Annotated in this window: 23 protein-coding genes; 10 read left to right on the top strand and 13 right to left on the bottom strand. The window is 39.5% G+C overall.

What is annotated here, in order from left to right; genetic code table 11:
* Window positions 1-10: 10 nt before the first annotated feature.
* The 5 genes from topA (at window position 11) to ACHJH3_RS00190 (ending at window position 6,841) form a co-directional block, all read left to right on the top strand.
* Window positions 11-2,113, top strand: coding sequence for a type I DNA topoisomerase (gene topA / locus ACHJH3_RS00210; protein ID WP_407063369.1), 2,103 nt, complete (start codon window positions 11-13; stop codon window positions 2,111-2,113).
* Between the two features lie 317 nt (window positions 2,114-2,430).
* Entirely contained in the window at window positions 2,431-3,270 is an 840-nt protein-coding gene (locus ACHJH3_RS00205; protein ID WP_407063094.1) for a biotin synthase, read from the top strand.
* Entirely contained in the window at window positions 3,251-4,435 is a 1,185-nt protein-coding gene (locus ACHJH3_RS00200) for a cation:proton antiporter (RefSeq protein ID WP_172198393.1), read from the top strand. The genes ACHJH3_RS00205 and ACHJH3_RS00200 overlap by 20 nt, the downstream gene beginning before the upstream one ends.
* Before the next feature lie 2 nt (window positions 4,436-4,437).
* Window positions 4,438-5,712: a citrate synthase gene (locus tag ACHJH3_RS00195; protein ID WP_173030409.1), complete on the top strand. Its 1,275-nt coding sequence runs from the start codon at window positions 4,438-4,440 to the stop codon at window positions 5,710-5,712.
* A gap of 172 nt (window positions 5,713-5,884) precedes the next feature.
* The gene (locus tag ACHJH3_RS00190) at window positions 5,885-6,841 is read left to right on the top strand and encodes a 3'(2'),5'-bisphosphate nucleotidase CysQ family protein (protein ID WP_407063093.1); all 957 of its coding nucleotides are present in this window, start codon (window positions 5,885-5,887) and stop codon (window positions 6,839-6,841) included.
* Between the two features lie 2 nt (window positions 6,842-6,843).
* On the opposite strand, the gene ACHJH3_RS00185 is transcribed toward ACHJH3_RS00190, so the two are convergent.
* Together ACHJH3_RS00185 and ACHJH3_RS00180 are read right to left on the bottom strand one after the other, a co-directional pair.
* On the bottom strand, window positions 6,844-7,008 hold the full coding sequence (locus tag ACHJH3_RS00185) for a hypothetical protein (RefSeq protein WP_407063092.1): 165 nt from the start codon (window positions 7,006-7,008) through the stop codon (window positions 6,844-6,846).
* A 54-nt stretch (window positions 7,009-7,062) separates the two neighbouring features.
* Entirely contained in the window at window positions 7,063-7,218 is a 156-nt protein-coding gene (locus tag ACHJH3_RS00180; protein WP_407063091.1) for a hypothetical protein, read from the bottom strand.
* Between the two features lie 44 nt (window positions 7,219-7,262).
* Here ACHJH3_RS00180 and ACHJH3_RS00175 point away from each other — a divergent pair, with 44 nt between their 5' ends.
* Complete coding sequence (locus ACHJH3_RS00175) at window positions 7,263-7,517, top strand: helix-turn-helix domain-containing protein (protein WP_407063090.1); 255 nt, start codon at window positions 7,263-7,265, stop codon at window positions 7,515-7,517.
* A 27-nt stretch (window positions 7,518-7,544) separates the two neighbouring features.
* On the opposite strand, the gene tsaD is transcribed toward ACHJH3_RS00175, so the two are convergent.
* Genes tsaD through ACHJH3_RS00140 form a run of 7 tightly spaced genes read right to left on the bottom strand, consistent with a single transcriptional unit; the run spans window position 7,545 to window position 14,710 of the window.
* The gene (tsaD, locus tag ACHJH3_RS00170; RefSeq protein ID WP_407063089.1) at window positions 7,545-8,552 is read right to left on the bottom strand and encodes a tRNA (adenosine(37)-N6)-threonylcarbamoyltransferase complex transferase subunit TsaD; all 1,008 of its coding nucleotides are present in this window, start codon (window positions 8,550-8,552) and stop codon (window positions 7,545-7,547) included.
* Window positions 8,549-9,850 (bottom strand): M99 family carboxypeptidase catalytic domain-containing protein, encoded by a 1,302-nt coding sequence (locus ACHJH3_RS00165; RefSeq protein ID WP_407063088.1) that lies wholly within the window; start codon window positions 9,848-9,850, stop codon window positions 8,549-8,551. The genes tsaD and ACHJH3_RS00165 overlap by 4 nt, the downstream gene beginning before the upstream one ends.
* 2 nt (window positions 9,851-9,852) lie before the next feature.
* The gene (locus tag ACHJH3_RS00160; protein ID WP_407063087.1) at window positions 9,853-11,094 is read right to left on the bottom strand and encodes a uracil-xanthine permease family protein; all 1,242 of its coding nucleotides are present in this window, start codon (window positions 11,092-11,094) and stop codon (window positions 9,853-9,855) included.
* Window positions 11,091-12,215 (bottom strand): 1-deoxy-D-xylulose-5-phosphate reductoisomerase, encoded by a 1,125-nt coding sequence (gene dxr, locus ACHJH3_RS00155; protein ID WP_407063086.1) that lies wholly within the window; start codon window positions 12,213-12,215, stop codon window positions 11,091-11,093. The genes ACHJH3_RS00160 and dxr overlap by 4 nt, the downstream gene beginning before the upstream one ends.
* Window positions 12,209-12,940, bottom strand: coding sequence for a phosphatidate cytidylyltransferase (locus ACHJH3_RS00150; RefSeq protein WP_173030404.1), 732 nt, complete (start codon window positions 12,938-12,940; stop codon window positions 12,209-12,211). Before ACHJH3_RS00150 ends, dxr begins: the two co-directional genes overlap by 7 nt.
* 41 nt (window positions 12,941-12,981) lie before the next feature.
* On the bottom strand, window positions 12,982-13,314 hold the full coding sequence (locus ACHJH3_RS00145; protein WP_407063085.1) for a hypothetical protein: 333 nt from the start codon (window positions 13,312-13,314) through the stop codon (window positions 12,982-12,984).
* A 10-nt stretch (window positions 13,315-13,324) separates the two neighbouring features.
* Complete coding sequence (locus ACHJH3_RS00140) at window positions 13,325-14,710, bottom strand: NFACT RNA binding domain-containing protein (RefSeq protein WP_407063084.1); 1,386 nt, start codon at window positions 14,708-14,710, stop codon at window positions 13,325-13,327.
* Between the two features lie 58 nt (window positions 14,711-14,768).
* Between ACHJH3_RS00140 and leuC the strand changes: the two genes are divergently transcribed.
* The 4 genes from leuC to ACHJH3_RS00120 all read left to right on the top strand — a co-directional run bounded on the left by leuC (window position 14,769) and on the right by ACHJH3_RS00120 (window position 18,582).
* Entirely contained in the window at window positions 14,769-16,034 is a 1,266-nt protein-coding gene (leuC, locus tag ACHJH3_RS00135; RefSeq protein WP_407063083.1) for a 3-isopropylmalate dehydratase large subunit, read from the top strand.
* 408 nt (window positions 16,035-16,442) lie between these two features.
* Complete coding sequence (locus tag ACHJH3_RS00130; protein WP_407063082.1) at window positions 16,443-17,003, top strand: molybdenum cofactor guanylyltransferase; 561 nt, start codon at window positions 16,443-16,445, stop codon at window positions 17,001-17,003.
* The gene (locus ACHJH3_RS00125) at window positions 17,000-18,001 is read left to right on the top strand and encodes a phospholipase A (protein ID WP_407063081.1); all 1,002 of its coding nucleotides are present in this window, start codon (window positions 17,000-17,002) and stop codon (window positions 17,999-18,001) included. The genes ACHJH3_RS00130 and ACHJH3_RS00125 overlap by 4 nt, the downstream gene beginning before the upstream one ends.
* Window positions 18,002-18,009: 8 nt before the next feature.
* Window positions 18,010-18,582: a YceI family protein gene (locus ACHJH3_RS00120; RefSeq protein WP_407063080.1), complete on the top strand. Its 573-nt coding sequence runs from the start codon at window positions 18,010-18,012 to the stop codon at window positions 18,580-18,582.
* 33 nt (window positions 18,583-18,615) lie between these two features.
* Here ACHJH3_RS00120 and ACHJH3_RS00115 read toward each other — a convergent pair whose 3' ends face one another.
* The 4 genes from ACHJH3_RS00115 to ACHJH3_RS00100 form a co-directional block, all read right to left on the bottom strand.
* Window positions 18,616-19,737 carry a glycerate kinase family protein gene (locus ACHJH3_RS00115; RefSeq protein ID WP_407063079.1) on the bottom strand — a complete coding sequence of 374 codons (1,122 nt, stop codon included), beginning with the start codon at window positions 19,735-19,737 and terminating at the stop codon, window positions 18,616-18,618.
* 111 nt (window positions 19,738-19,848) lie between these two features.
* Complete coding sequence (locus ACHJH3_RS00110) at window positions 19,849-21,186, bottom strand: GntP family permease (protein ID WP_407063078.1); 1,338 nt, start codon at window positions 21,184-21,186, stop codon at window positions 19,849-19,851.
* A 417-nt stretch (window positions 21,187-21,603) separates the two neighbouring features.
* The gene (locus ACHJH3_RS00105) at window positions 21,604-22,875 is read right to left on the bottom strand and encodes a DUF2254 domain-containing protein (RefSeq protein ID WP_407063077.1); all 1,272 of its coding nucleotides are present in this window, start codon (window positions 22,873-22,875) and stop codon (window positions 21,604-21,606) included.
* 96 nt (window positions 22,876-22,971) lie between these two features.
* Entirely contained in the window at window positions 22,972-24,981 is a 2,010-nt protein-coding gene (locus tag ACHJH3_RS00100) for a rhodanese-like domain-containing protein (protein ID WP_407063076.1), read from the bottom strand.
* Window positions 24,982-25,047 lie beyond the last annotated feature (66 nt).

Genomic DNA, 25,047 nt, shown 5'->3' with positions numbered 1-25,047 from the left:
TAAGGTTATAATAATGAAAAATTTAATCATCGTAGAATCACCCGCCAAAGCAAAAACTATCAAGAATTTCCTAGGCAAAGACTACGATGTTATAGCCTCCAAAGGGCATATCAGGGATCTTCCCAAAACAACTTTTGGCATAAAGATAGAAGATGATAAATTTACTCCCGAATACAAAGTAAGTAGCGATCACTCCAAAGTCGTAAAAGAGATAAAAGAGCTTGCTAAAAGCGCTGATAACGTCTATCTGGCAACCGACGAGGATAGAGAGGGAGAAGCCATAGCCTATCATATCGCAATGGCGATAGGCAAAAAACCCGAAAGCCTGCCAAGAATCGTATTTCACGAGATAACCAAAACCGCGATAAACAACGCCTTAAACAGCCCGCGAACTATAAATATGTCAAGCGTAAATGCGCAGCAAGCCCGCCGCTTGCTTGATCGCATAGTGGGATACAAGCTCTCTCCGCTTTTAAATTTAAAAATCCAAAAAGGGCTAAGCGCAGGCAGAGTGCAAAGTGCGGCTTTAAAGATAATAGTAGATCGCGAGCGTGAAATTCAGGCGTTTAAACCTATAGAATACTACACGATAGACACAAAATTTAAAAAAGATTTAGAAGCCGAGCTTGTTAAATTTGAAAACCAAAAGATAGAAAAACTTACGATAACGAATTCAGATCGGGCAAAATTTATTGTAGAAAATTTAAAAAACGACAAATTTAAAATTCGTGAGATCGAAAGCAAAGAGCGCAAAACCGAACCAAGCCCACCGTTTATGACCTCAACACTTCAACAAAGTGCAAGCAACAGGCTTGGATTTAGCCCAAGAAAAACGATGATGATAGCTCAAAGCCTATATGAAGGCGTGCAAACCCATCAAGGCTTCATGGGCGCGATAACATACATGAGAACCGATAGCTTAAATTTAGCCAAAGAAGCAGTTGAAGCCGCACGAGAGATCATTAAAAGCGAATACGGAGAGAAATACCTGCCAAGCAAGGCTAAAATTTACGCTACCAAAAGCAAAGGTGCACAAGAAGCTCACGAGGCGATACGTCCTACAAATTTAAGCTTCACTCCTGAAATAGCGGCTAAATTTCTGGAAAAAGACGCGCTTAAGCTTTATACGCTTATATACAACCGCTTTTTAGCGTGCCAAATGAGCGCAAGCATAAGTCAAACGCAAAATGTCTTTGTGTCAGGCGATAAGGGCGAGTTTAAGATAAGTGGACGAAAAGTGCTATTTGACGGCTTTTATAAGGCTTACGGGGATTTGGATAAGGATAAAATTTTACCAAATTTAAATATCGGCGACGAGATGAACTTGCAAAGCATATCAAGTAGCCAGCACTTCACCGAACCGCCTAGTCGCTACTCGGAAGCGGGGCTTGTTAAAAAGCTTGAAAGTCTAGGAATCGGTCGCCCAAGCACATACGCACCGACCATATCGCTACTAACTTCGCGCGATTACGTAAGAGTGGAAAAAAAGCAGCTCATACCAAACGAGATAGCATTTACGATGATGGGCGTGCTTGAAGAACACTTTAGCGATATCGTCGATAGCGAATTTACGTCTGTTATGGAAGAAAAGCTTGATAGCGTAGCTGAAGATAAGGTTGATTGGCAGAAGCTTTTAAGCGAATTTTACTATCCGTTTATGGAGAAGATCTCAAGCGGCAAAACAAATATAAAAAGCCAAAAAGTAGCAACTCCGATCGGCGAAAAATGCCCTGAATGCGGAGGCGATTTACTTCTTAGAAAAGGGCGATTTGGTGAATTTATAGCTTGCGGAAATTTCCCAAAATGCAAATACTCGCGCAATATCAAAAAACAAGAAATAAACGAGTCAAGCGACCAAGTAAAGCCGAAAAAAGAGCTTAAAAAGCTTGATGTGCCTTGTCCTGAGTGCGGAAGCGATCTTGTCGAGCGCATAAGCAAGCGTGGTAAATTTTACGGATGTTCGGGCTATCCGAAGTGCAATTTCATCAGCAAATACGAGCCGACAACCGAAAAATGCGACGAATGTGGCGGTATGATGGCAAGAAAAGAGCTTAAAAAAGGCATTTTCCTAGAGTGCGTAAAGTGCAAGAATAAAAAGCAAATAGAGGGATAATCACTAGCCCATCCCTCTATACAAAGAATTTCGAACGAGTAAAACTAGTATTAGAGACTTTGCCTGATATCTTAAGCCGCTTTACCGCTTGAGCCGCCTCCGCCAAAATTTCCACCTTTGCCGACACGATAACCAAGCTAATATCTCTTTTTACGCTTAAGATTAATCAAAATTCAAACGGCTAAATTTTAGCCTATTCAAAGTAGAGATTTAACTCAATTTTACAACCAAAAAGCCAAAACAAGGCACGTTTAAACAGATAAAAGCTTTGATTTTGTATAATGTTAATTTTTATAAAATCAACAAAAAGAGAATTTATGAAACAAATTATGCTATGCGCGATCTGTTCGCTAAATGTCGGCAACTGCTCGGAAGACTGCGGTTACTGCACGCAAAGCGCAAAGATAGACGCCAGAATAGAAAAATACAAATTAAAAACAATCGAAGAAATCATCTACGAGGCTAAAATCGCCTCAAACAACCACGCACTTGGCTTTTGCCTAGTAACTTCGGGTAAAAATTTAAACGACACCAAGCTTGAACTTATCTGCCGCGCGGCAAAAGAAATTTCAAAAGAGCTTCCGAATTTAATGCTGATCGCATGCAACGGAATGGCAAGCTACGAAGCGCTTAAAGAGCTTAAGAGTGCGGGAGTTTTTAGCTACAACCACAATCTTGAAACCAGCCGCGAATACTTTGCTAAAATTTGCACTACGCACACTTGGGATGAGAGATTTGAGACGAATTTAAACGCCAAAAGGGCAGGATTGGCGCTTTGTTGCGGGGGTATATATGGACTTGGCGAGAGTAACGAGGATAGAGTTAGCTTTAGAAATAGTCTAAAAGAGCTTGATCCGTTTTCCACGCCTATAAATTTCTTTATCCCGCACGCGGCACTTCCTATAAAACAAGAAAAACTAAGCCAAGATGAGGCGCTAAGAATCATAAAAGACACGAAAGAGGCTTTGCCAAACGCAAGAGTCATGATAGCAGGCGGCCGCGAAGCGGTGCTTAAAGAGCGTCAATATGAAGTTTTTGACTACGGCGCGGAGGCTATCGTGATAGGAGATTATCTTACGGCTAAAGGTGAAGTTGCAAGCAGCGATATAAAAGAGCTTACAAAAAGGAGATATAGCTTTGCCACACTCTGCCACTAGCGGTCTTAGCATACTAATAGCACTTGCTTTTATAGTATTTACCTCGCCGTATTTTTCTAAAATTTTGCGTATCCCAATCGCTCCGGTTGAGATCATTTTAGGTGCGGCTGCGGGGTATTTTGGACTTATAGGGCACAACGACATATTTCACATAGTTAGCGAAGTCGGGTTTTTCTACCTGATGTTTTTAGCAGGAACCGAAGTTGATCTAAAGATATTTTTTACAACCGATAAAAAAATCCTAAAATCAGGGCTCATATACATAGCACTCCTCTATCTGCTCTCATCTATAATTACGTTTAGCTTTGATCTAACACCGCTTTTTATCCTCATCATACCGCTTATGAGCGTGGGTATGATATTTACGCTGTTTAAAGAGTATGGGAGAGAAGAAAAATGGCTAAATTTAGGCATGCTTGTCGGCTCCATAGGTGAAGTTGTAAGTATAGTTCTTTTGACGTTTGTTGGGGCATACCTGAAATTTGGTGCCGGAAGCGAGCTGGCACTTTCTATCATTTACCTTGGAGGATTTTTACTGCTTAGCGCATTTGGCTTTAAGATGCTAAATGTGCTTTTTTGGTGGTATCCTCAGCTAAAAGTCATGCTTATGCCTCATTATGATAACGCCGAAAAAGACATAAGGCTTTCTATGGCGCTATTTTTCGGCATTATCGCACTTATGCTTTATCTTGATCTTGAGATAGCCTTTGGAGCTTTTGTCGCAGGCACATTTATAGCGACATTTTTTGATCACAAAAAAGACCTTCCGCATAAGCTTGCAAGCTTTGGATTTGGCTTTTTGGTACCTACATTTTTCATATATATCGGCTCTACTTTTAAGATTGACGCTTTATTTATGGACGGTATCATCAAAAACGCGATGCTGATAGTATCGGTAATGATAGGTTTTAGGATGATAGCAAGCCTTGTATTTTTAAATTTGCTCGGGTTTAAAAAGACCATGCTTTACGCACTATCTCACTCTATGCCGCTTACGCTTTTGATAGCCGTTGCTACCATAGCTCACAAATCAGGCGACATAAGCGAGGAATTTTACTTCTCTTGTATCCTTGCAAGTCTAACTCAGGCTATAATAGTGATGATAAGTATAAAAATTTTGATGAATTCCCAAAAGAAAAATTTTAGAGCAATCTCAAAGGAGTAAAGATGTCAAACACCGTCACGCTTACGGACAACAGAAACGGCAAGAGCTACGAATTCCCGATTTTACAAGGCACTATGGGCCCTGATGTCATAGATATATCGACATTTTTCAGCCAAACGGGTATGTTTACCTTTGACCGCGGATACACTTCAACCGCGATGTGCCGCTCGTCTATCACCTATATAGACGGACTTAAAGGCGAGCTTATGCACCGCGGATACGATATAGCCTATCTAGCCGACAACAAAACCTTCCTTGATGTCGCGTATCTGCTTTTAAACAAAGAATTGCCTAACGCAAAAGAGTATGATGAATTTAGACTCGAGCTTAAAAAGCGCTCCTTTATACACGAAGGCATGATGAAAATTTTTGACGCTTTTCCGGATAAAGCTCACCCTATGGCGATCTTGCAAGCTAGCGTTTCTGCGCTTAGTGCGTTTTATTTCGATCATCTTAATATGGACAAACCCGAAGAATATCATGAAATGGCTATGCGAATAATTGCCAAAATCCCTACCATAGCCGCGTTTAGCTATCGCTACTCAAGAGGGCTTCCTATTATTTATCCGAATTTAGACCGCGGATTTACCGAAAATTTTCTTTATATGATGAGAAGTTATCCTTATGAGCACGTGAATTTAAAACCTATCGAAGTAAAGGCTCTTGATACGGTTTTCATGCTTCACGCCGACCACGAGCAAAACGCCTCAACCACGACAGTTCGCACCGTAGGCTCAACACACGCTCATCCGTATGCGTGTATATCGGCAGGCATCGGAGCTCTTTGGGGATGGGCGCACGGCGGAGCAAACGAAGGTGTCATACGCCAGCTTGAAGAGATAGGCTCGGTAGCAAACGTAGAAAAATACATCGCACGCGCAAAGGATAAAAACGATCCGTTTAGACTCATGGGCTTTGGGCACCGAGTATATAAGAATTTCGACCCGCGCGCAAGAGTGCTTAAAAAGATGTGCGATCAGCTCTTTGATGAGATCGGCATAAATACCGAGCTTTTAAAAATCGCCAAAAAGATCGAAGAGATCGCACTGAGTGATGATTATTTCATCTCGCGCAATCTTTATCCGAACGTGGATTTTTATTCGGGACTTATACTAAAGGCGCTATCGATTCCAAACGATATGTTCGCCGTTATCTTTGTGATCGGGCGCACACCGGGCTGGATAAGCCAGTGGATAGAGCTAAAAGAGCAAGATACGATTAAGATCGTTCGTCCTAGACAGCTTTATGTCGGAGAAACAAACCGAACGCCGAAGTGATTTTTAAACCTGTGCAAAGCACAGCAACTTATAACGTTGCCCTAGGTGGGGTTAAAGGGGACGGAGCGGGCCTTGTAACTCTGAGCAACCGCCCCCTTGATAAAAATCAAAGTGGGCAAAGTTTAAATTTTAAGCTGATTGCCTTATGCTATATCTATAAATTTGGATTAAAATGAAAGACCTGAATTTTTTACTTGAGCTAGCCAAAAATGCCGCCTTTGAGGGCGGAAAAGAGATTTTAAAATTCTACAAAAGCGACTTAGATAAAGAGCTAAAACAAGCGCTAATGCAAAATATACCGATTGATAAAGATAATTTGCCCTTTAAGAAAAGCAAAATTTCAAACAGCCCAGAGCAAAACGACTCGAAAGAAAAAATAGGCTATGAAATTTACATAAAGCCCGATAAATCACCCGTTACTCAAGCCGATCTTGCTTCAAACGATAAAATTTTTGAAATTTTAAGCTCAAGCGGTCTGCCGATTTGCTCGGAAGAGAAAATTTTAGATAAAAATGCAAATGAATTTTGGCTTATAGACCCGCTTGACGGCACAAATGATTTTATTAGCGGGATAGGTGAATTTTGCGTCTGCATAGCTCTTATCAAGGATTTTAGACCGATTTTAGGCGTGATTTATATACCGATATCAAACGAGCTTTTTTATGCAATCAAGAATCAAGGATTGCACTACGAAAAACTGCCAAATTTCAGCTCTTATCAAGATCAAAATGCACAATTTTCAAAAGAAAATTTAAAAAACGTATCAAACAAAGCGAGTAAAAGCTTAATAACCGTTAGCAGGTATAGCAAAAATAAAATCCCGAATTTGCTAGCCCAAAGCCTAAATTTAGAGCCCTTTAGACTAAGTTCCGCTATCAAATTTTGCAAAATAGCCGAGGGCGCGGCTGAAATTTATGCAAGATTTAGCCCAAGCTGTATCTGGGATAACGCGGCAGGTGAAATTATAGCTAGCGAAGCGGGTGCCGTGATGATAGATCTAAAAACTAAAAATTCGCCGCTTTATACCGTGCAAAATCTAAAAAGCAACGAATTTATCGTGATTTCAAACAAATTCTTAGATAAAAAAGATGAAATTTTAGAATTTATAAAAGAACACATACATAAATAACTTTATTTAAATATATCAAACAACGTTTCCACAATACCTTTTAAAAAAGAGGCTCCAACAAAAAATGCAACTATAATCATAATAAGTTCAGGAGTACCCGCCAAAACGCTACTAAAAAGCGATATGCCTAATAAAATACCAATAAAACCACCAAAAATATAATTCATTACTATCCTTAACTTTAAAAAGCTATGACAAAAAATCATAGCTTTTAATTTTTATTATGACTTCTTCTCCGTAGGTTTCATTTTAAATCCACCATTGCTAGTGCGAACTTTAGTGTATCCTCCAAAACTTTGACCTACTTTTTGATGAGCTCTAGCTGATGAGTAGCTTTTTGTGCCAGAGCTTTTGGCTGATGAACCCTTAAACGCCATTTTGCCTCCTTTTTTTGTTTAATATTTATCCTATAGGATAAAAAATGCTTAATGAATTTAAGAACTTTAGTGATGATGAAATTTTGAATTTTTATAAGAAAATATCGCAAAATATAAGAAATTTAAGAGAAACTAATGGCATATCCCAGCTTGATTTAGCATTAAGCATAGATATAAAATCGGTCGCCTTTTATTCAAACTGCGAAAGCAACCGCTATAATAAACACTTTAATTTGGAGCATATTTATAAAATTTCAAAAGTATTAAAAGTAGAGATAGCTGAAATTTTAAAAGTTTAAACTCTAACGATATTTTTAAATAAATATTCACCCCTCATCAAATTTAACACGCGGATTTATCTTTAGCTCATCAAATTTTACAAACTGATTTTTAAGGTATTTTTCACGCCCTGCTCTAGCTATCATGGCCGCATTGTCAGAACAAAATTTAAGTGGTGCAAGCAAAAGCTCGCAATCAAATTTAAAGCATAAATTCTCAATTCGCGAGCGTAAATTTAAATTCGCGCTTGCTCCGCCCACTACGCCAAAACGCCTGAATTTTAGCTCGTTAAATACTTTCTCAAGCTTATTTAAAATATGCTCGCAGGCTGCATTTTCAAAAGCGTAGCAGATGTCGCTGATATCTTGCTCGCTTAAATTTCCACTTTCTTTTAGCTTTTCTATCTCAACCCTAACCTGATTTTTAAGCCCTGAAAAGCTATAAGCCGTGCGAGGATCAAACAAAAGAGGAACCGTGAATTTAAACCTGTCTTTTTGCACACATCGCTGCGCTGCATTTTGCACTTCAACTCCGCCCGGATAGCCAAGATCAAGCATCTTGGCAACCTTATCAAAGCTCTCGCCGAAGCTATCGTCCATCGTGGAAGCAAGTAGCTTGATATCTCCCTTTTCATCGATGTCAAGTATCATTGTATGGCCGCCGCTAACGAGCATCACACCAAGCGGAAAGCGCGCCTCTTCTTCTAAAAAAAGCGAATAAATATGCCCTATGAGATGATTTACTGCGATTAACGGCACGTTTAGCGAGATACTAAGCGCCTTTGCCATACTCACTCCACCCACCAAGCTTACGGTAAGTCCGGGCTCGTTTGTAACGGCAATTGCCTTAATATCCTTAAAATTTGGCTTTATCTCTTCAAGCAGCTTTGGCAAAGCGGCAGTGTGCAGCCTTGCGGCAAGCTCGGGCACCACTCCGCCAAATTTGGAGTGCTCTTCGTCTTGAGATATCTTTTTATGATATATGAGCTTTAAATTTTTGATATCAAAAAGCGCGATAGAGCTATCATCGCAGCTACTTTCTATCCCTAAAATCATTTAACAAATTCCACTAAAATCATACCGACAAATTTATCCTTCTTGCCTAACTCATAAATTTCCACACGGTAAATCTTGCCGCTTTTGTCCAAAGAAAAAGATGTCATCATATTATTTTTACTTACCTTATGCCCCGCTTCATCGGTATTTTTTGAAGTATAGCCTATAATATTGACACGCGCTCCTTCTTTTTGATCTATCTCAAAGAAATCTTTAACTAAGATTTTACTACCCAACTTAACTATACGCCTCTTTCCGTCAACATCGACCAATATCTCATCAAAAGAATTTGAATACTCAAAAAATTCGGGAGTTATACTTGTCAAAAGACGATTTCCGTATCTGATTTGATAACCGTTTTTATACTCTATGGCAGCAGTTATAGGATTTGATGCATTTAATTCTAATTTCTCATTTTTTGGAAGAGGGATAAATTTGATGCTAGATCTAGGATTTTTAAGACTGAGGATAAATTTATCATTAAAAAGACTAACATCTATAGTTTTTTCTATCGCATTTTTAACGCTTTTAACGCTAATGTCAAAAGGCCTAGTGAATTTTATACCCATCATATTCATATACTCTTCTATGGCGAGAAGATGATAGTATGTTCTTTGCTCTGCATTTAAGTTTTTACTAGCTTCATTTGCAAACGCGGACTTACCTTGAGTTATAGCATAGTAAGTAAGAGATCTTAACATCTCCATATCACCCTCTTTAGTCTTTGTATTTTTCACGTGATACCTGTGTTCTTTATTAAGAAGCTTGAGATTTATTGACTTTATTACAGACTCGGCTATACCTTGCAAATTTTTATAAACTCCATTTTCTAAAAAGGCTTGATCTATAATTACAGTATTGCCCCATTTATTTGGATTTCTATCTTTATCTATAAATTCATCCCTATAAAAACCGCTTCCATCATGCAAATTTAAGATCAAAGAAACATTTTTATCTCTAATTAATTTTTTTATATCGGTTACGGCTTCATAGTCAGGATCATTTTTATCGATATATTGAAATTTTCTGTTCATATCGCCTTTTGTTCCCCGACTTCGTTTTAATATGCTTATGAAATTTAAATTTGGCACAACCCAAACGCTTCCTGATGTTATATTATAGTCGGTAGCTACAAGAGAAGCTGCTAAAAAACCGCCCGGCTCATCGCCCTGAATGCCTCCGATTAAGAGTAAGGTGTTGTTATCATCGGTTCCTTTTTTAATTAACGTATGTTTAAAGTCTTGCGCATAAAGACCTATAAAAAAGGCAAAAAATACGAATATATATCTTAAAATCACCTCTAAAAGCCCTCGTAATGCTTGGTTTTTGGTAGTAGTAAATTTAGTACAATGCCAACTAGCGCACCAAGACCCACACCCGAAAAGCTAACCACGCCAAAGTCAAGCACCATGCCGCCTATCGCACAAACAAAGATAAGCGCAACGATGATCATATTTCTTGGCTCGGCAAGATCAACTTCGTGCTTTATAAGTGTTTCTATACCGACAGAAGCGATGATACCAAATAAAAGCAGCATGATACCGCCCACAACAGGAGTCGGAATCGTAGCAAGCACGGCTCCAAGCTTACCGATAAATGCAAGCAAGATCGCCGTAATCGCAGCAAAAGTCATGATCGCAGGATTATATGCCTTAGTGATACTTACCGCACCCGTAACCTCGGAGTAAGTCGTATTTGGCGGACCGCCGAAAAGAGAAGCGGCAGAAGTGGCAAGCCCGTCTCCTAAAAGAGTGTTTTTAAGCCCCGGATTTTTTAAGAAATTCTCTTTAGTAACGTTACTGATAGCTAGCATATCGCCGATGTGCTCGATAGCAGGCGCGATAGCTATAGGCACCATATAAATGATAGCGTCAAAGTTAAAGCTAGGCGTAGTGAAATTTGGCACCGCAAACCAACTCGCCTTTGCAATCGGTGCAAAATCAACAATGCCTGCAAAATAAGAAGCCGCATAACCAACCACTATACCGCAAAGAATCGGTATAAGTCGCATCATTCCCTTGCCAAACATCATAACCAAAATCGTAGCAAGCAAGGACAAAAAGGCTATGCTCATCGCCGTATTTTGGCTGTAAAGGACCTCATTTCCTTTGCCCATAGCCATATTTACCGCAGCGGGAGCCAAAATAAGTCCGATAGTAACTATCACAGGCCCAACAACCACAGGCGGAAGTAATTTGTGCAAAAAGCCCTCGCCTCGGTAGCGAACGATAAAGCTAAGCACCACATAAAAAATCCCTGCGGCAAAAAGTCCGCCCATCGTAGCAGAGAGTCCCCACTTCTCGATACTAAAAGTTATAGGAGCTATGAAGGCAAAGCTGCTTGCCAAAAATATCGGCGGAACGTTTTTGCGAGTAACAACCTGAAACAAAAGAGTTCCGATACCGGCCGTAAATAGCGCCACGCTCGTATCAAGCCCCGTCAAAATCGGCACTAAAACCAGCGCACCAAACGCCACGAATAAAAACTGAACGCCTATAAGGCTATCTTTTAACCTAAATTTATACCCTTCGTATTTTTTCATCTATATCCTTTTATCTCTTTGCTAGCCCAAATTCTTACTTCTTTATCTATCTCAAAAAGCTCGTTAAGGTTCGTAATCTTAGTATTTCTAAACTCCTTAACGCTTTTTAAAACCACTCTTGAAATTTCTAAAAATTCGCACTCGTTTTTTAGAAATTTAAACACTCCGATCTCATTTGCCGCATTTACGACAACTCCTAAATCAGGATTTGCCAAAAGCTCGTCTTTAAGCGAAAAAATTGGATATTTGTTTAAATTTATCTTATGAAATTTTATGTTTTTAAGCGCAAGCAGATCTAAATTCGCAGTTATGTTTTGACTGAATTTTTTATTTTTTTGATCTGCATTTGACGCATTTAAATCACCCAAAACAGCATGCGCAATCGCTAAACTCATATCAGTTCTTGAAAGATGAGCCGTGGTTGAGCCGTCTTTAAAGGCTACAAGCGCATGAATCATCGACGTAGGCTCTATTAGGGCATCTATCCTATCTGTGCCAAAGAGCCAAAACGCTTCTAAAACTTCAAAAAGCTTGTTTGCCATCGTCGCGCTATCTATGGTTATCTTAGCGCCCATATCCCAGTTTGGGTGCTTTAGAGCATCTTTTGCCGTTACGTTTTTTAGCGCTTTGATAGGAGTTTTGTAAAAAGCTCCGCCGCTTGCGGTTATGATGAGGCTATCTACGGGAGTTTTGTTTTCAAGTAGAAATTTCAGTCCAAAATGCTCGCTATCTATCGGATTTATCTCTTTTGCATTTAGAAATTTACCGCCCACTACAAGGCTTTCTTTATTGGCTAATGCTAGCTTTTTGCCTAAATTTTGGATTTTTACGCTTGGAGCAAGCCCCGCAAAACCCACAAGAGAGTTTATCACAAGCTTAGACTTGCAAGCTTCAAGCATATCCAAAATACCCTGCTCTCCTGTAAAAACCTGCTTATGCTTAACAAATTTAGCCAAATTTTCGTCGTTTATACAGACAAATTTGGGATTAAATTTTAAAATTTGCTCGTTTAAAAGCTCGTAGTTTGAGTTGCAGCTAATAGCCTCAATGCCGATATTAAATTTATGAGCTAAATTTAAGCTGGTTTTGCCTATGGAGCCGGTTGAGCCTAGAACTACCACGAAAGCATCCAAAGCATCGCAACTACGCCAAACAGATACCCGTCTATCCTATCAAGCATGCCTCCGTGACCAGGAAATAGATCGCCGCTATCTTTAACTCCCGCTTTGCGCTTTAAATAGCTCTCAAACAGATCGCCCCAAACACTAAAAGCGCCCACAAAGAAGCTTGTAAGCAAGCTATGAAAAAAGGCTTCGGTTATTATGTAGCCAAACACGCTTCCGGCAACGCTTGCAGCGCATATGCCGCCGATTACTCCTTGCCAGGTTTTATTAGGCGAAGTCGGGCTAAAGGAGTGCTTGCCAAAGCGCTTTCCGATGAAATATGCCCCGCTATCGCAAGCTATAACTATAAATATCATCCACGCAAGATATCCTATACCGTATGTATCATAAAGCATCCAGATAAGAAATATCGGAGTCATCGGGTATAAAAACGGCAAGACGGATTTTAAATTTTCGCTTTTAAAATGAACAAGCACGCTTAAAACGAGCAATACCGCCAAAAGCGCTATAAAAACAGGATTTGAAAAAGGTGTTAGCAGATAAAAAATCATAGCGATAAGCACTAATGACTTCTCGTGAATTCCGTATAATCTCTCGCTTTCTATGAACGAGATAAATAAAACAGCGCCCAAAACAGCGAAATTTAGCAGATGGCTATCGATAAGAAATACGATCAAAATAGCCAAAAACATTATAACGCCGGTAATTACTCGTGTTTTCATAAAATTTCCTTTTTGATTTGGAAATATTATAAAAATTTTGCTTAGATTTTAATATCTAAAATTCTATCTTGGCTAATTATCTCGCTCTCATCGTCATCTTGCGCCACACTGCCTTCGCCGTTTGGCTCCTCTTCACCCTCAAAAACACTCTCACGCTGATCGCTTTGCGATTTTTCGTGTTGATGCTGAGGATCGATTTTATAAGTCTCTTCGGTAGGTCTTACTTGCACAACCTCTTTGTCTTCGTCTTCTTTAAGAGTCATGGCGGCTAGACTTTGCAGGTCAAATCTATTTTGCATATCTGCTTGCTTATTTGCAACGACATTCATATTTTGATTTATATAAATCGTATTTCCAAGCGGCGTTACGGGCATCTTATCCCCCTTACTCCTTTTGTATTATTATCGTCTTATAATCCGTATAATTTACATGCGCTCCGTCATTTACTCTGACATTTGCGCGCTTTGTGTAATGAACCTCATATCTGCCCGCACCCTTTACGCTAAATTCCACGCAAAGTTTGGCGGCAAACTTAAGCACATCTTCGCTGGGCGAATTCTTAGACGTTTTAATAATAACATGAGATGATGCAATATCTTTTAAATGCATCCAAATATCGTCTTTTTTTGCGTTTTTGAGCAAATTTACGTTACCTTTTTCGTTTCTGCCGACTAAAATTTTATAATCGTTTATATAAAAAATATCGATATTGTCGCTTATCTGCTCTTTTTGCTTTATATTTTTAGCTCGTTTAGGGTATAAAATTTCAAGCTCGCTTGTGCTTTTTGCGTTTTTAATCAAATTTAGCAAATTTAGATAAAACTCCTTTTTTTCATTCAAATTTGCTCTTTCGTTTATGACGCCGATTGCTTTTTGCTTGAGTCTTTTTGCTTTAGCGAAAAATAAATTTGCACTATTTTTAGGGCTATCATCAAGCTTTAAATTTAAAATTTCGCCATTAAAACCGCTTAGTTTTATATCTCGTTGAAATTCTTTCAAGCTATGCAAATTTGCAAGCAAAACGGTTGCGTTTGCGCTTAAAATTTCACTTTGTCTGCTTAGCTCGTCCTCTTTCTCAAGAGAGTTTAAATTCTCTTCAAGCGAGTGTAATTTTTTTAAAATTTGATTTGTTTTTACCTCTTTTAAGTCGCTTAAATTTTTCTCATTTAGCTTTAAAAATTCCTCTTTAAAAAACTTCTTAAAATCCGAAATTTCACCGACGGGCTTTTCTTTTATCTCTATGGGCTCGAGCCGGATTAATTTTTTAGACGGTTTAATCCTTCTAAAACTATTTTCAATATGCCTTAAAGCTTCGATTATCACATCGTTCTCATCGGTTATAACGGCGTTTGTAAATCTACCTGTAAATTCAAGATAGAGGTTGCTTTTGCTGCTTTTATAAGAACCCTCCTGAACACAGCAAAATTTTAAAATTCTATTGCCGTTAAGAACCTCGGCGCTTAAAATTTTAGAGTTGTTAAACCGCTTTTTTAACGCCACGTCAAAAGGAGCTTTATACTCCTTAATCGCTATAAATTCATCGTTCGTGTAGATAGATGAAGCTGATTTTGAAAGATCAAAAAACAGCTCAAATTTACCATCAAAACACATCAATATCACCATATCTTGGACGCGTTTAACGGATGTGATTTTTCTAAATTCGGATAAAAACTTTTGTATCTGCTTTAAAACTGCGTATTTCATGAGGCTTATTATATGAAAAATTAACAAATTTTTGATAAAATCAGGTAAATTTATGCGCTCTTGCAACTCGCAATCAGACCTATTTGGCTAGGCAAAGAGACTAAATTCAAAAAGGAAATTTAACATGAAACAGACAATAACCGAAAAGATATTCTCAAGCCACGTAGGACGCGAAGTTTTTGCAAACGAGATAATAGAGTGCGATATAGACATGGTAATCGGCAACGACATCACGACTCCGATTTCTATAAAGCAGTTTGAGCGAAGCGGTGCGACAAAACTTGCAAATCCTGACGGATTTTCAATCGTCATGGATCACTACATACCCGCCAAAGACATCCTAAGCGCAAATCAAGCCAAAATTTCGCGCGACTTTGCCTATAAGCACGATTTAAAGCACTATTTTGACGAAAAAGATATGGGTATCGAGCATGCGCTTTTGCCCGAAAAAGGACTTGTAGTCCCGGGAGACGTGATAATAGGTGCTGATTCTCATACCTGTACCCACGGCGCGCTTGGAGCATTCTCAACGGGCATGGGCTCAACCGATCTTGCGTATGCGATGATAACGGGCAAAAACTGGTTTAAGGTACCGCCTACGATCAAAGTCGTATTTAAAGGCAAGCTTGGCGAGCATGTTTACGGTAAGGACTTGATCTTAGAGATCATAAGGCGAATCGGAGTTGACGGCGCTCTTTATAAAGCGCTTGAATTTAGCGGAGAGACGATAGAAGCGCTTGACATGGACTCAAGATTTTCGATGTGCAATATGGCGATAGAAGCGGGCGGCAAAAGCGGAATTATCGCGGTAGATGATATAACAAAAGAATTTTTAAAAGATAAAAATTTACGCTGCGAACCGAAATTTTTCTACTCCGACGAAGGCGCAAAGTATGAGCAAATTTTAGAAATAGACGTTACGAATTTAGATCCCGTCATAGCCTATCCGTTTTTACCAAGCAACGGAAAGAGCGTAAGAGAGGCGGTCAAAGACGATCTGGCGGTAGATCAGGTATTTATCGGATCTTGCACGAACGGGCGCTTAAGCGATCTTAGAATCGCAGCAAAACTTCTAAAAGGAAGAAAAGTAGCGCGCAAAACTCGCCTTATCATAACTCCTGCAACGCAAAAAATCGCCCTTGCCGCACAAAAAGAGGGGCTTATGGATATATTTGTGGAAGCGGGCGCAGTAGTGAGTAACCCGACTTGTGGAGCCTGTCTTGGCGGATATATGGGAATTTTAGGCGCGGGCGAAAGGTGCGTAGCAACTACGAACAGGAATTTCGTAGGACGAATGGGCGATAGAACAAGCGAAATTTACCTTGCCAACTCAGCCGTAGCCGTAGCAAGCGCAATAGCGGGCAAGATAGCCGACCCTAGGGATTTGTAAATTTTAGATTTATTTTCTCATGGCGGCGATTTGGCTGCAAAATGGAGTAAATTTTAAGATTTGGCAAATACGAGCAAGCTAGAGAATTTTTAAAGCTTTTGCGATAAAGATAATTATCAAGCTTACAACGGCTATCGCCACTAAAACCGCTATAGCCTAGCCAGTTATGTATGTCGCTTCAAAAGGGTTACGCCAAGAAAAACGGCTTAAATTTAATAAATATTTGTGCTTTTACGATTAAATTTGGCACAAAAACGCCGATAAGTTAGATATTTAATAAGATTTAACTTATAAAGCGGCACAATAATCGATTAAATTTAAGATAGTTTTTAAAATTTTAGACGACAAAGCGCTGAAAACTTCCTTTAAATGCACTTTACAAAGAGCAAAAGGACTCAAAGGAAAATAATGAAACATTGCGTTATCTTAGCAGGAGGCAAAAGCTCGCGCATGGGGCAGGATAAGACTCTCATGCCGTTTGGAAATTTTGCCACGCTTACGCACTTTCAAGTGGATAAATTTAGCCAAATTTTTGATAACGTATTTGTAAGCTCGAAATTTGAGAAATTTGATCCGCCGTTAAAACTCATCAAAGACAAAGTTACGGACGATTTTTCGCCGATGTTGGCGTTAGCGAGCATTTTGTCGAATTTCAAAGACGAAAGTGTTTTTATAATCCCTGCGGATATGCCCTTCGTTACCGCAAATACCATAGAAGAGCTTTTTAAATTTACGAAAGAATTTGATATAGTTATCCCGCAAGATGACAATCACACACACTCGCTGTGCGGATTTTTTAACTCAAATTTGGCAGATAAAGCAAAAGAATTTTACGAAAAAGGCGAGCATAAGATCGGGCTTTTACACTCGGTTTGCAAATGTAAAAAAGTAAAATTTGAAGATGAAAAAGAGTTTTTTAATATAAATTATTTTAGCGACTACGAAGTTGCGATAAAGGTAAAAATATGAGAAAAATTTTAATCATAGCGCTTATGTCCGCAAGCTTGTTTGCTCAAAGCGCACAAGAACTTTACGACATGGCTCAGGAATTTGAAAGCAAGGGCGACACAGCAAATGCAATGAAATTTTACAAACTCTCAGCCGAGCGTTCGTTTATCAAGGCTAACGGCGAACAGCTTGAAAAAAGCATCATAGCGCCATCTCAAACGATCGCGGACGCTACTACAGAAGAAAGAAAGATTGCGGCAACCAACGAGCCTCTTAAGATATACGAGAGCGAAGCGCCTTATGACATAGATGAAATTTTAGGCATCAAAATGCACCATCTTAACTACCTTTTGCCTGCGACTACGGCGTTTAAGGATATAGAAGGCAGAAAGAAATTTGAGACAAATTTCCAGCTTAGTATCCAAAAGCCGCTCTTTCATGATGTTTTTGATATGAACGAAACCATCTCGTTTGGCTACTCGCAAAGCTCGTGGTGGCAGACGGCAAAGAGCTCAACGCCGTTTAGAGAAACCAACTACCGACCTGAAATTTTCGTAACGTTTCCTACGAAATTTGAATTTTTACCTCAGCTTGACTACATAAGGGCGGGGCTTTTACACGAGAGCAACGGACAAGGCGGTGAAAAATCACGCTCGTGGAATAGAATTTACGCAAGCGCCAAATTTTACGCAGGCAAATTTATAATCATACCGCGAGGTTGGGTGAGACTGCCTGATCCTGACGGCAAAGACGATAATCCCGGCATAACAAAATATATAGGCGTGGCGGATGTAAATATAGCGTTTCCTTACCGCGGGCACATACTAACTCTTATGCTTCGCAACAACCTGCGTCTTGATAGCACAAACAAAGGTGCTGCCGAAGCAGGATGGCTATTTCCGTTTGGAAACAGCGGAGTTTATGGATATGTGAAATATTTCAGCGGATACGGTGAGAGCTTGATTGACTACAACAGACACACAAATAAAATCGGAATCGGATTTGCATTACTGAAATAAGGACTAAAATGAAAAATTTACTTAGAATTTTATTTTTGATAACAACTGCCACAAGCACCATATATGCTTCAAGCTACAAGGTCGATTTGGAGCATAGTAATGTAGGTTTTATAGTAAAATACTTAAAAATATCAAAAGTTTATGGAAATTTCACAAAATATGATATTAATCTAAATTACGATAAAAATAAAAATATAATCCACTATTTAGATGCAGTCATAAAAGTAAATTCTGTAGATACTCAACATGCCAAAAGAGACAAGCACCTAAAAAGCGAGGAATTTTTTGACATCAAAAATTTTGAATATATAACCTTTAAAATGACAAAATTTGAAAATGACGGTCCAAGTCAAGGAACAATATATGGAAATCTTACTATAAAGGGAGTTACAAAGCCTATAAGACTTGACTTTGAGTATAATGGGCATGCCAAAGAAAAAGACAACATAAATAAAATAGGTTTTAGCATTAAAGGAAATTTGCTTCGCACACATTTTAAATTAGGAGACAAATTTCCCGATAATATGATATCCGACAAAGTTGAAATCAGGATAGATCTTCAAGCTATTCAAATAAAATAAGTATCATAAAAAGAAAATTTTATATACTAAAAATTAAATTCTATAAAGCCTCATAACCTGTTCGCTAACTCGTGTTATGTTTTTCGTTGCGGTTTCTTTATCCATAGCTTCTTCAAGACTTAAGGGCTCATTTAGTATACTAAAAAACGCATCGATGCCGCTTTCATTGCAGCTTGACGCACAGTCCATCACGCATCCTGCAAGTGCTACTGCTGGCTTGTTGTATTTTTTTGCCATCTTTGCAACCCCCGTAGGTGTCTTGCCCATCGAGCTTTGAAAATCAAGCCTACCCTCGCCCGTTATAACCAAATCAGCCTTTCTAACCTCATCTTCAAGGCGAATTTCTTCCGTTATGATGTCAATTCCCGGCTTTAATTTGGCGTTTAAGTAGCTTACGAACCCAAACCCAAGTCCGCCCGCTGCTCCAGCACCTTTAAAATTCCAAAATTCGCTTGAAAAATGCTCGCTCGTAGCGCTTGCAAAGCTGATAAGTCCCGCGTCAAGCTCCTTTACCATCTTCTCATCAGCCCCCTTTTGAGGTCCATAAACATAAGCCGCTCCGTTTTTACCAAATAAAGGATTATCCACATCACATGCTATTAGGAATTCACACTCCTTAAGCTCCGGCATAACGTTTTTTTCGGAAATTTTAGTTATCTTAATCAAATTTTCGCCTATGCCTTCAAGCAAATTTCCGAATTCGTCATAAAATTCATATCCAAGCGCGCTTAGCATGCCCGTACCTGCGTCATTTGTAGCGCTTCCGCCGATACCTATGATGAATTTTCTCGCACCCTTGTTTATCGCATGCACTATCATCTGACCAAAGCCGTAGGTGCTTGTTTTGTTAGGATTTCTGCGCTCTTTTTCTATGAGAGTTAGCCCGCTGGCGCTTGCCATCTCCAAAATTCCAAGCTCGCCTGCGATAGCGTATCTTGCGGGGATTTTTTCGCCAAGAGGATTTTGTACGATAGCTTCTATAAATTCGCCGCCAAGAGCATCGGCTAAAGCCTCCACGCTACCCTCGCCGCCGTCTGCTATGGGCTTAACGATAACCTCGTCGCAAAACGCTTTAATACCCTCTTTTACGGCATTGCCCGCCTCAAACGAGCTTAGCGAACCCTTAAAAGAATCAATAGCTACTAAAACTCTCATAAACTCTCCTTACATGATCTTTCACGGCTCGCATCGCCGCATATAAATTAAAATTTAGGCTAAATTTGACTCTAGTGTAAGTTCAAATTTAGCCGAGAAATCACTTGCTAATTATAGCAATATAAGCGAAGCCAACCAAACGGTCGCCATACCCACAACTCCCATAATAAGAGTTAAGGTAGTTTGGGTCTTATAGCCTTGTTCAGGTGTCATCTTACTGAAATTCGTAACAACCCAAAAATAGCTGTCGTTAGCGTGAGATACGGTCATGGCTCCCGCTGCGATAGCCATAACGGTAAGAGCAGCACCCATTTCCGTAGTAAGCCCAAGAGCCGTCATCATGGATGTGCTGTCGGTAAATAATCCCATAATCGCCGCCGTAGTAGTAAGCGCGACGGTTGAGCTTCCTTGAGCCGTCTTGATGATAGCGGATATAAGAAACGGAAAGAATATTCCAACCGAGCCTATAACGTGAGCGTTCGCTTTCATAAATTCAACAAATCCAGCTGCGGTTATAAACAAAATCGGTCCTACTATCTTAAGCGTGTCGTTTGTCATTAGGTTAAATTCTTTAATCTTGCCCGTATTTACAAGTAAGATAACGGCAAACACAACGCCTACGCCAAGCGCTATAACAGGACTTCCTAAGAATAAAAAGAAATTTGCGATCGCACCTTTCATACCTGCGATTTTTACTATCGAGCCAAGAGCCATCAAAACGATAGGAGCTAAAATCGGAGCCAAACTTAAAAATGCGCACGGAAGCTTGCCGTATTCTTTGATAAGCTCGTCATAGCTCTTGCCTACTTCGTTTAAATCCTCTTTGATGGTTATTTTACTACCTATGTATTTAGAGTAAAGGTAAGCTGATATAAGCACCGGGATAGAAACTACGATACCAACCATAATCACAAGAAGCAAATTTCCGCCTATACCTACAAATCCCGCTGCGGCTATAGGTCCTGGAGTCGGAGGAACAAATACGTGAGAGGTGTAAAGACCGCCCGAGAGAGCTACCGCCATGCCGACAGGGCTTGCGCCGATCTTTTCTCTTATGGCTCTGCGAATCGGATCAAGCACGACAAAACCGCTATCGCAAAACACGGGAATTCCTACTATCCAACCCATGATAAGCATAGCCATTTCAGGATGCTTTTCGCCTACGCATTTTACGACCATATCGGCTAATTTTAAAGCAGCACCTGTCTTTTCAAGCGCCATGCCAATAAGCGCGCCAAAGATGATGACTATACCGATACTTTTAAATATCCCGCTAAATCCGTCGCCGATAATTCCAGGTATCTTAACCAGATCAATGCCCGCAACGATCGCAAGAACCAAGGATATAAGCATGATAGCCAAAAACGGATGCACTCCGACCTTTGATATAAGCCAAATCATCAAAATTATAGCTATAACAAAACACACGATTAACGCAACGCCGCTCATAAAAGCTCCTTTGAAATAAATTTGTCTGAAACATCTTACCAAAAGTTAGTTTTTAAAATCTTAAATGCTAGGCGGATTTGTTTTATATTTATTATCAAAATATTTAAATTTATTATTTTAAGTTTTTGCCAAATTTTAGGCAAAATTTTAACCTTAAAAGAGTTTTGGGATAAGTAAATTGAGTTTAAACCATAAACATCAAATAGCACCTCAATAAGCCTTGAGTACTAAAACATGTCACAAAATTTTAAACAAACACTGCTTTATCAAGGATATAGACTAAACCAAAGGCTTCTTGAACAGCAGCTTATCTGGCACACTTAATGGCAAAAGCGAATCGATTGCTCAATTTAAAAATTTAAACAAGTCTTTTGGCGCTTGTAAATAAGTATAAAGTTGCTAAAATTTTAAGACAGCTTAACCGAAAAATTCACCATACTTCTTACTTAATCTTGCTTTGTCAAAATCACTTACAAGCACGCTTAAGCTTCTATCAAGAGCCGTTTTGGCTTGAGCTTTGGAAGCGGATTTTAAAATTTCATCCTCGCTGTTTTTGTATACGGCAAAAAGCGTCTTTTGAACCCTAAGAGCTACCTCTACGTTTGAAGCTCCGTCGCGAGCTATGGCATCTATGCTTTGAGTTATAAAGTCGCTTATATCAAGGTCTTTAACGCCTATTCGGTCATAAATATATGCTTTGTCCTTATCCTGTAAGACGCTCTCGTCAAGCAAAAGTCTGGCTATCAAATTTAGCACGCTAAATGCCGTTCCAGGGTCATTTACGGCAGGAGACAGGGCTCTTTGCGCAACTTCACTAAGCACGATAAGTCCAAATCTCGGATCTTGCTCAAAGCTTCTTTGAGTTTCTACAACAAAGCTTTCATAAATTTGAGCAAGCATGCCCTCTTTTTCTTTTGCACTTAAGTCGGTATCTTCATCAAAATACAAAAATGCAAGCTCATCGCCCTTAAAGATATAATCTCCCGATCTTACATCAATAAAAATTTTAAAGCCAAATTTTTTAGATAGATTATAAAGATAGTTTAAATTCATATGAGTTAGATAACCCGTGCCTTTAGAGTAAAGCGCCATATCGGGCTCTTTGTCGTTTGGACTCCAGCAAGCTCCCAAATTTGGGCTTAAAGCATGGTTCTTCATGGCTTTTGCGGTAGCCTTATAAATTTTATCAAGAGTATTTCCAAGTCTACCAAGATGCGAGAGCGTATGAACCCACTTTATAAGCGTATAGATAAGATAGACAAGCACGGTAGCCGTACTTATAAATAGTATAAATCTGCCGTTTTGACCGTAGTATTCAAGCCCAAGGGCTATCTTAGCGATCACCGCATAGATAAATGCCGATATGAAGCTAGCTATCGTTATACGGGTATTGTCATCGGCCATTATTAGCTCGGTAGCCCTTGGAGTAGCGTTTGCAGAAGCGCTAGAAAAAGCAGAAACCATAATGGAAAGCGAAAAGGTAATAACTGCAAGCATACTTGAAGCTATGATGTCAAGAAGTCCTTGTAATATATCTCGCTTAATATCAGGCAAAAGCTCGGGCGGAAGATAAAAAGTCCCTAAAAACGCCATAAAGGCAAATACTATAGCGATGACCGCGCCAAGAGCAGGCATAACCCAAAGAGTATTACTCGGCTTTTTTAGCCAGATGAAAATTTTATACCACAAATTTAATCCTTTGAGAGATTATACAATTTTAAGAGCGGGATTATGAAATTTAAAAAGTATAAAAAGAAAAATCCCCGCCAAAAGCGGGGATAAGTGTTACGCTATAAACGCGTAGATCATCATAAATAAGAACACCATACCGGTTACTAGCATCGCATATCCTGCGAGTTTAGCTAGGAAGCTGTATGATTTGAAGTTATCTTCTTTCTCGACTAATTTATCAAACATTCCGTTTTTCATCAAGCGGTCATACCACTTGCTTCTTTCTTGTCTCATCTCTTCGGCAGTTAAGCTTCCTGAGAAGATTACCGTATCCATAGGGAAGCGGTCCGCTCTAAAGTGAGTGTTAAAGAAGTGGATCGCAAAGATAAATCCTGTCGCTAGCAACGCCTCGTCTGAGTGTACTAGAGTCGAAAGGTTTAGCGCCCAACCCGGTAAGAAATTTGAAAACCAAGTAGGGAACCACAACACAAGACCGGAAAATCCGATGATAAACATACCCCAGAACACCGCAAGGTAGTCGAATTTCTCCCAGTATGTCCAGCGGTCAAACTGAGGTCTTTCGCCTTTACCCATAAACCATCTGAAGTGGTCTCTCATATCTCTTAAGTCTTGCATATTTGGCATCAAGCTGTTTACGCCAAAGACACCGCCTTCATATTTACCCCATTTAGCGATTATTTCGGCTATATGGCTAAAGAACACGGCAAACATAATAACCGCCGAAATATGGTGAATTTGAGTAGCCATGATAGGTCCGCCCATTAAATTCATCATATCTTGAGCCCAAGGAGCCGTATAGAATTTTTGCGGTAAGCCCGAGAACGCAAGTCCAAGGAATGAAGCCGCCATAAAGAAGTGCTGCCACATATGGAATGCGCTAAAGCGTCTAACTTTAACTCTATCATGATGAGCTGCTTCTCTTGCTTTTTTCCAAGCGACCGGATTTTCAAGTCTAGTTTTAATAAGCTTAATTGACCACAACAATGTATGGAAGCCAAAGAAGCTAAATACCGCTATAACAAGTCCCGTCATAAATATATACGCCGTATATAAAAGAGGGAATTTCTCACCGTCCGTATGATCCGCGTGAGCTACAAAGCTAACGAAATTCTCATTTGATCCAGGGTGACACTCGGCACATGTTTTGATACGATTTTCCGTCATAGCCAAAGTTGATCTTGGATCATCGATCTTAAATACGTTGTGTGTTCCGTGACAATCAAAGCACGCCGCAACTCTTGGTGCATCGCCCGGCTTGTTAAGCAAGAGCGCTTTACCGTGGAAGGTATCGTGATAGTGCTTTTGTTGCTCTTCGTGACAAGAGCCGCATTTTTGCTCGCTAAGTTGCTTAAGATCAAGCTTCATTCTAGCTTGCGCCGTGTGAATACCGTGACAATCAGAGCAGTTAGGAAGCTCTTTGTTCGGATCTAAATTCTTATGAGACGCTTCATCGTGAACGCTTCCCATAAAATCTTTTTTCACATCTTTGTGACAGCTTGCACAGTTGTCGTTTACGAAATCTTTATCTTTAAAAAGCTCTTCGCGTTGCTCTTTTGAAGCAAATAGAATTTTTTCCGAGCTATGGCAATCTCTACAAGAAGGAATTTGACCAAATAGTCTTCCTCCGTGAACCATATCTTCAAAATCTTCTATCTTTTCTTCGGTTAGCTTTCTTTTTGATTTACCTACTTTTTCTATCTTATTTCCGGCTATTGACCATCCCTCTACGCCATCGGTTAAGATGTAGAGATTTTTATAGCCCAAATCTTTAGCAGTCTTTGCTGCAACGCTGCTATCAAAGCTCATTCTATTATCAGAGTAAAATACTAAATGAGCCTCTTTATCTTTTGGCAATAACGATGCATTCAACTCGTCCGCATTGTTTAAAATCGCTCCGGGAATATGTCCAAACAGACGACCCGCAGGCGAACTCATATCTATAAAATATGTATCTTTTTGACCTAGCATCTTCTCAGCCTGATTGATACTAAGCGATTTTGCCCCTTCAATACCAAAATTTAAAGGCGAATCCATACTAGCAAAAAGATTATGCGATATCGTTAAAGCAAAAAATATCATCAATCTTATACATAATCCATACATATTCTTTCCTCCATATATCCTAATGAACCGTCACTAGGTATAGCGGGGCTATATTTTTGCCCCGCA

This window comes from Campylobacter canis (genome assembly GCF_045504005.1).
In the GTDB taxonomy this organism is placed as follows: Bacteria; Campylobacterota; Campylobacteria; order Campylobacterales; family Campylobacteraceae; genus Campylobacter_A; species Campylobacter_A canis.
The sequence above is the reverse complement of the archived record's forward strand: the minus strand, read 5'-3'. Positions and strand labels throughout refer to the sequence as shown.

Bases quoted from the DNA above. Each gene is read 5' to 3' on its own strand.
- ACHJH3_RS00205 (WP_407063094.1), top strand. From the start codon at position 2,431: ATGAAACAAATTATGCTATGCGCGATCTGTTCGCTAAATGTCGGCAAC.
- ACHJH3_RS00195 (WP_173030409.1), top strand. From the start codon at position 4,438: ATGTCAAACACCGTCACGCTTACGGACAACAGAAACGGCAAGAGCTAC.
- ACHJH3_RS00190 (WP_407063093.1), top strand. From the start codon at position 5,885: ATGAAAGACCTGAATTTTTTACTTGAGCTAGCCAAAAATGCCGCCTTT.
- ACHJH3_RS00185 (WP_407063092.1), bottom strand. From the start codon at position 7,008: ATGAATTATATTTTTGGTGGTTTTATTGGTATTTTATTAGGCATATCG.
- ACHJH3_RS00180 (WP_407063091.1), bottom strand. From the start codon at position 7,218: ATGGCGTTTAAGGGTTCATCAGCCAAAAGCTCTGGCACAAAAAGCTAC.
- ACHJH3_RS00175 (WP_407063090.1), top strand. From the start codon at position 7,263: ATGCTTAATGAATTTAAGAACTTTAGTGATGATGAAATTTTGAATTTT.
- tsaD (WP_407063089.1), bottom strand. From the start codon at position 8,552: ATGATTTTAGGGATAGAAAGTAGCTGCGATGATAGCTCTATCGCGCTT.
- ACHJH3_RS00160 (WP_407063087.1), bottom strand. From the start codon at position 11,094: ATGAAAAAATACGAAGGGTATAAATTTAGGTTAAAAGATAGCCTTATA.
- ACHJH3_RS00150 (WP_173030404.1), bottom strand. From the start codon at position 12,940: ATGAAAACACGAGTAATTACCGGCGTTATAATGTTTTTGGCTATTTTG.
- ACHJH3_RS00145 (WP_407063085.1), bottom strand. From the start codon at position 13,314: ATGCCCGTAACGCCGCTTGGAAATACGATTTATATAAATCAAAATATG.
- leuC (WP_407063083.1), top strand. From the start codon at position 14,769: ATGAAACAGACAATAACCGAAAAGATATTCTCAAGCCACGTAGGACGC.
- ACHJH3_RS00130 (WP_407063082.1), top strand. From the start codon at position 16,443: ATGAAACATTGCGTTATCTTAGCAGGAGGCAAAAGCTCGCGCATGGGG.
- ACHJH3_RS00125 (WP_407063081.1), top strand. From the start codon at position 17,000: ATGAGAAAAATTTTAATCATAGCGCTTATGTCCGCAAGCTTGTTTGCT.
- ACHJH3_RS00120 (WP_407063080.1), top strand. From the start codon at position 18,010: ATGAAAAATTTACTTAGAATTTTATTTTTGATAACAACTGCCACAAGC.
- ACHJH3_RS00115 (WP_407063079.1), bottom strand. From the start codon at position 19,737: ATGAGAGTTTTAGTAGCTATTGATTCTTTTAAGGGTTCGCTAAGCTCG.
- ACHJH3_RS00110 (WP_407063078.1), bottom strand. From the start codon at position 21,186: ATGAGCGGCGTTGCGTTAATCGTGTGTTTTGTTATAGCTATAATTTTG.
- ACHJH3_RS00100 (WP_407063076.1), bottom strand. From the start codon at position 24,981: ATGTATGGATTATGTATAAGATTGATGATATTTTTTGCTTTAACGATA.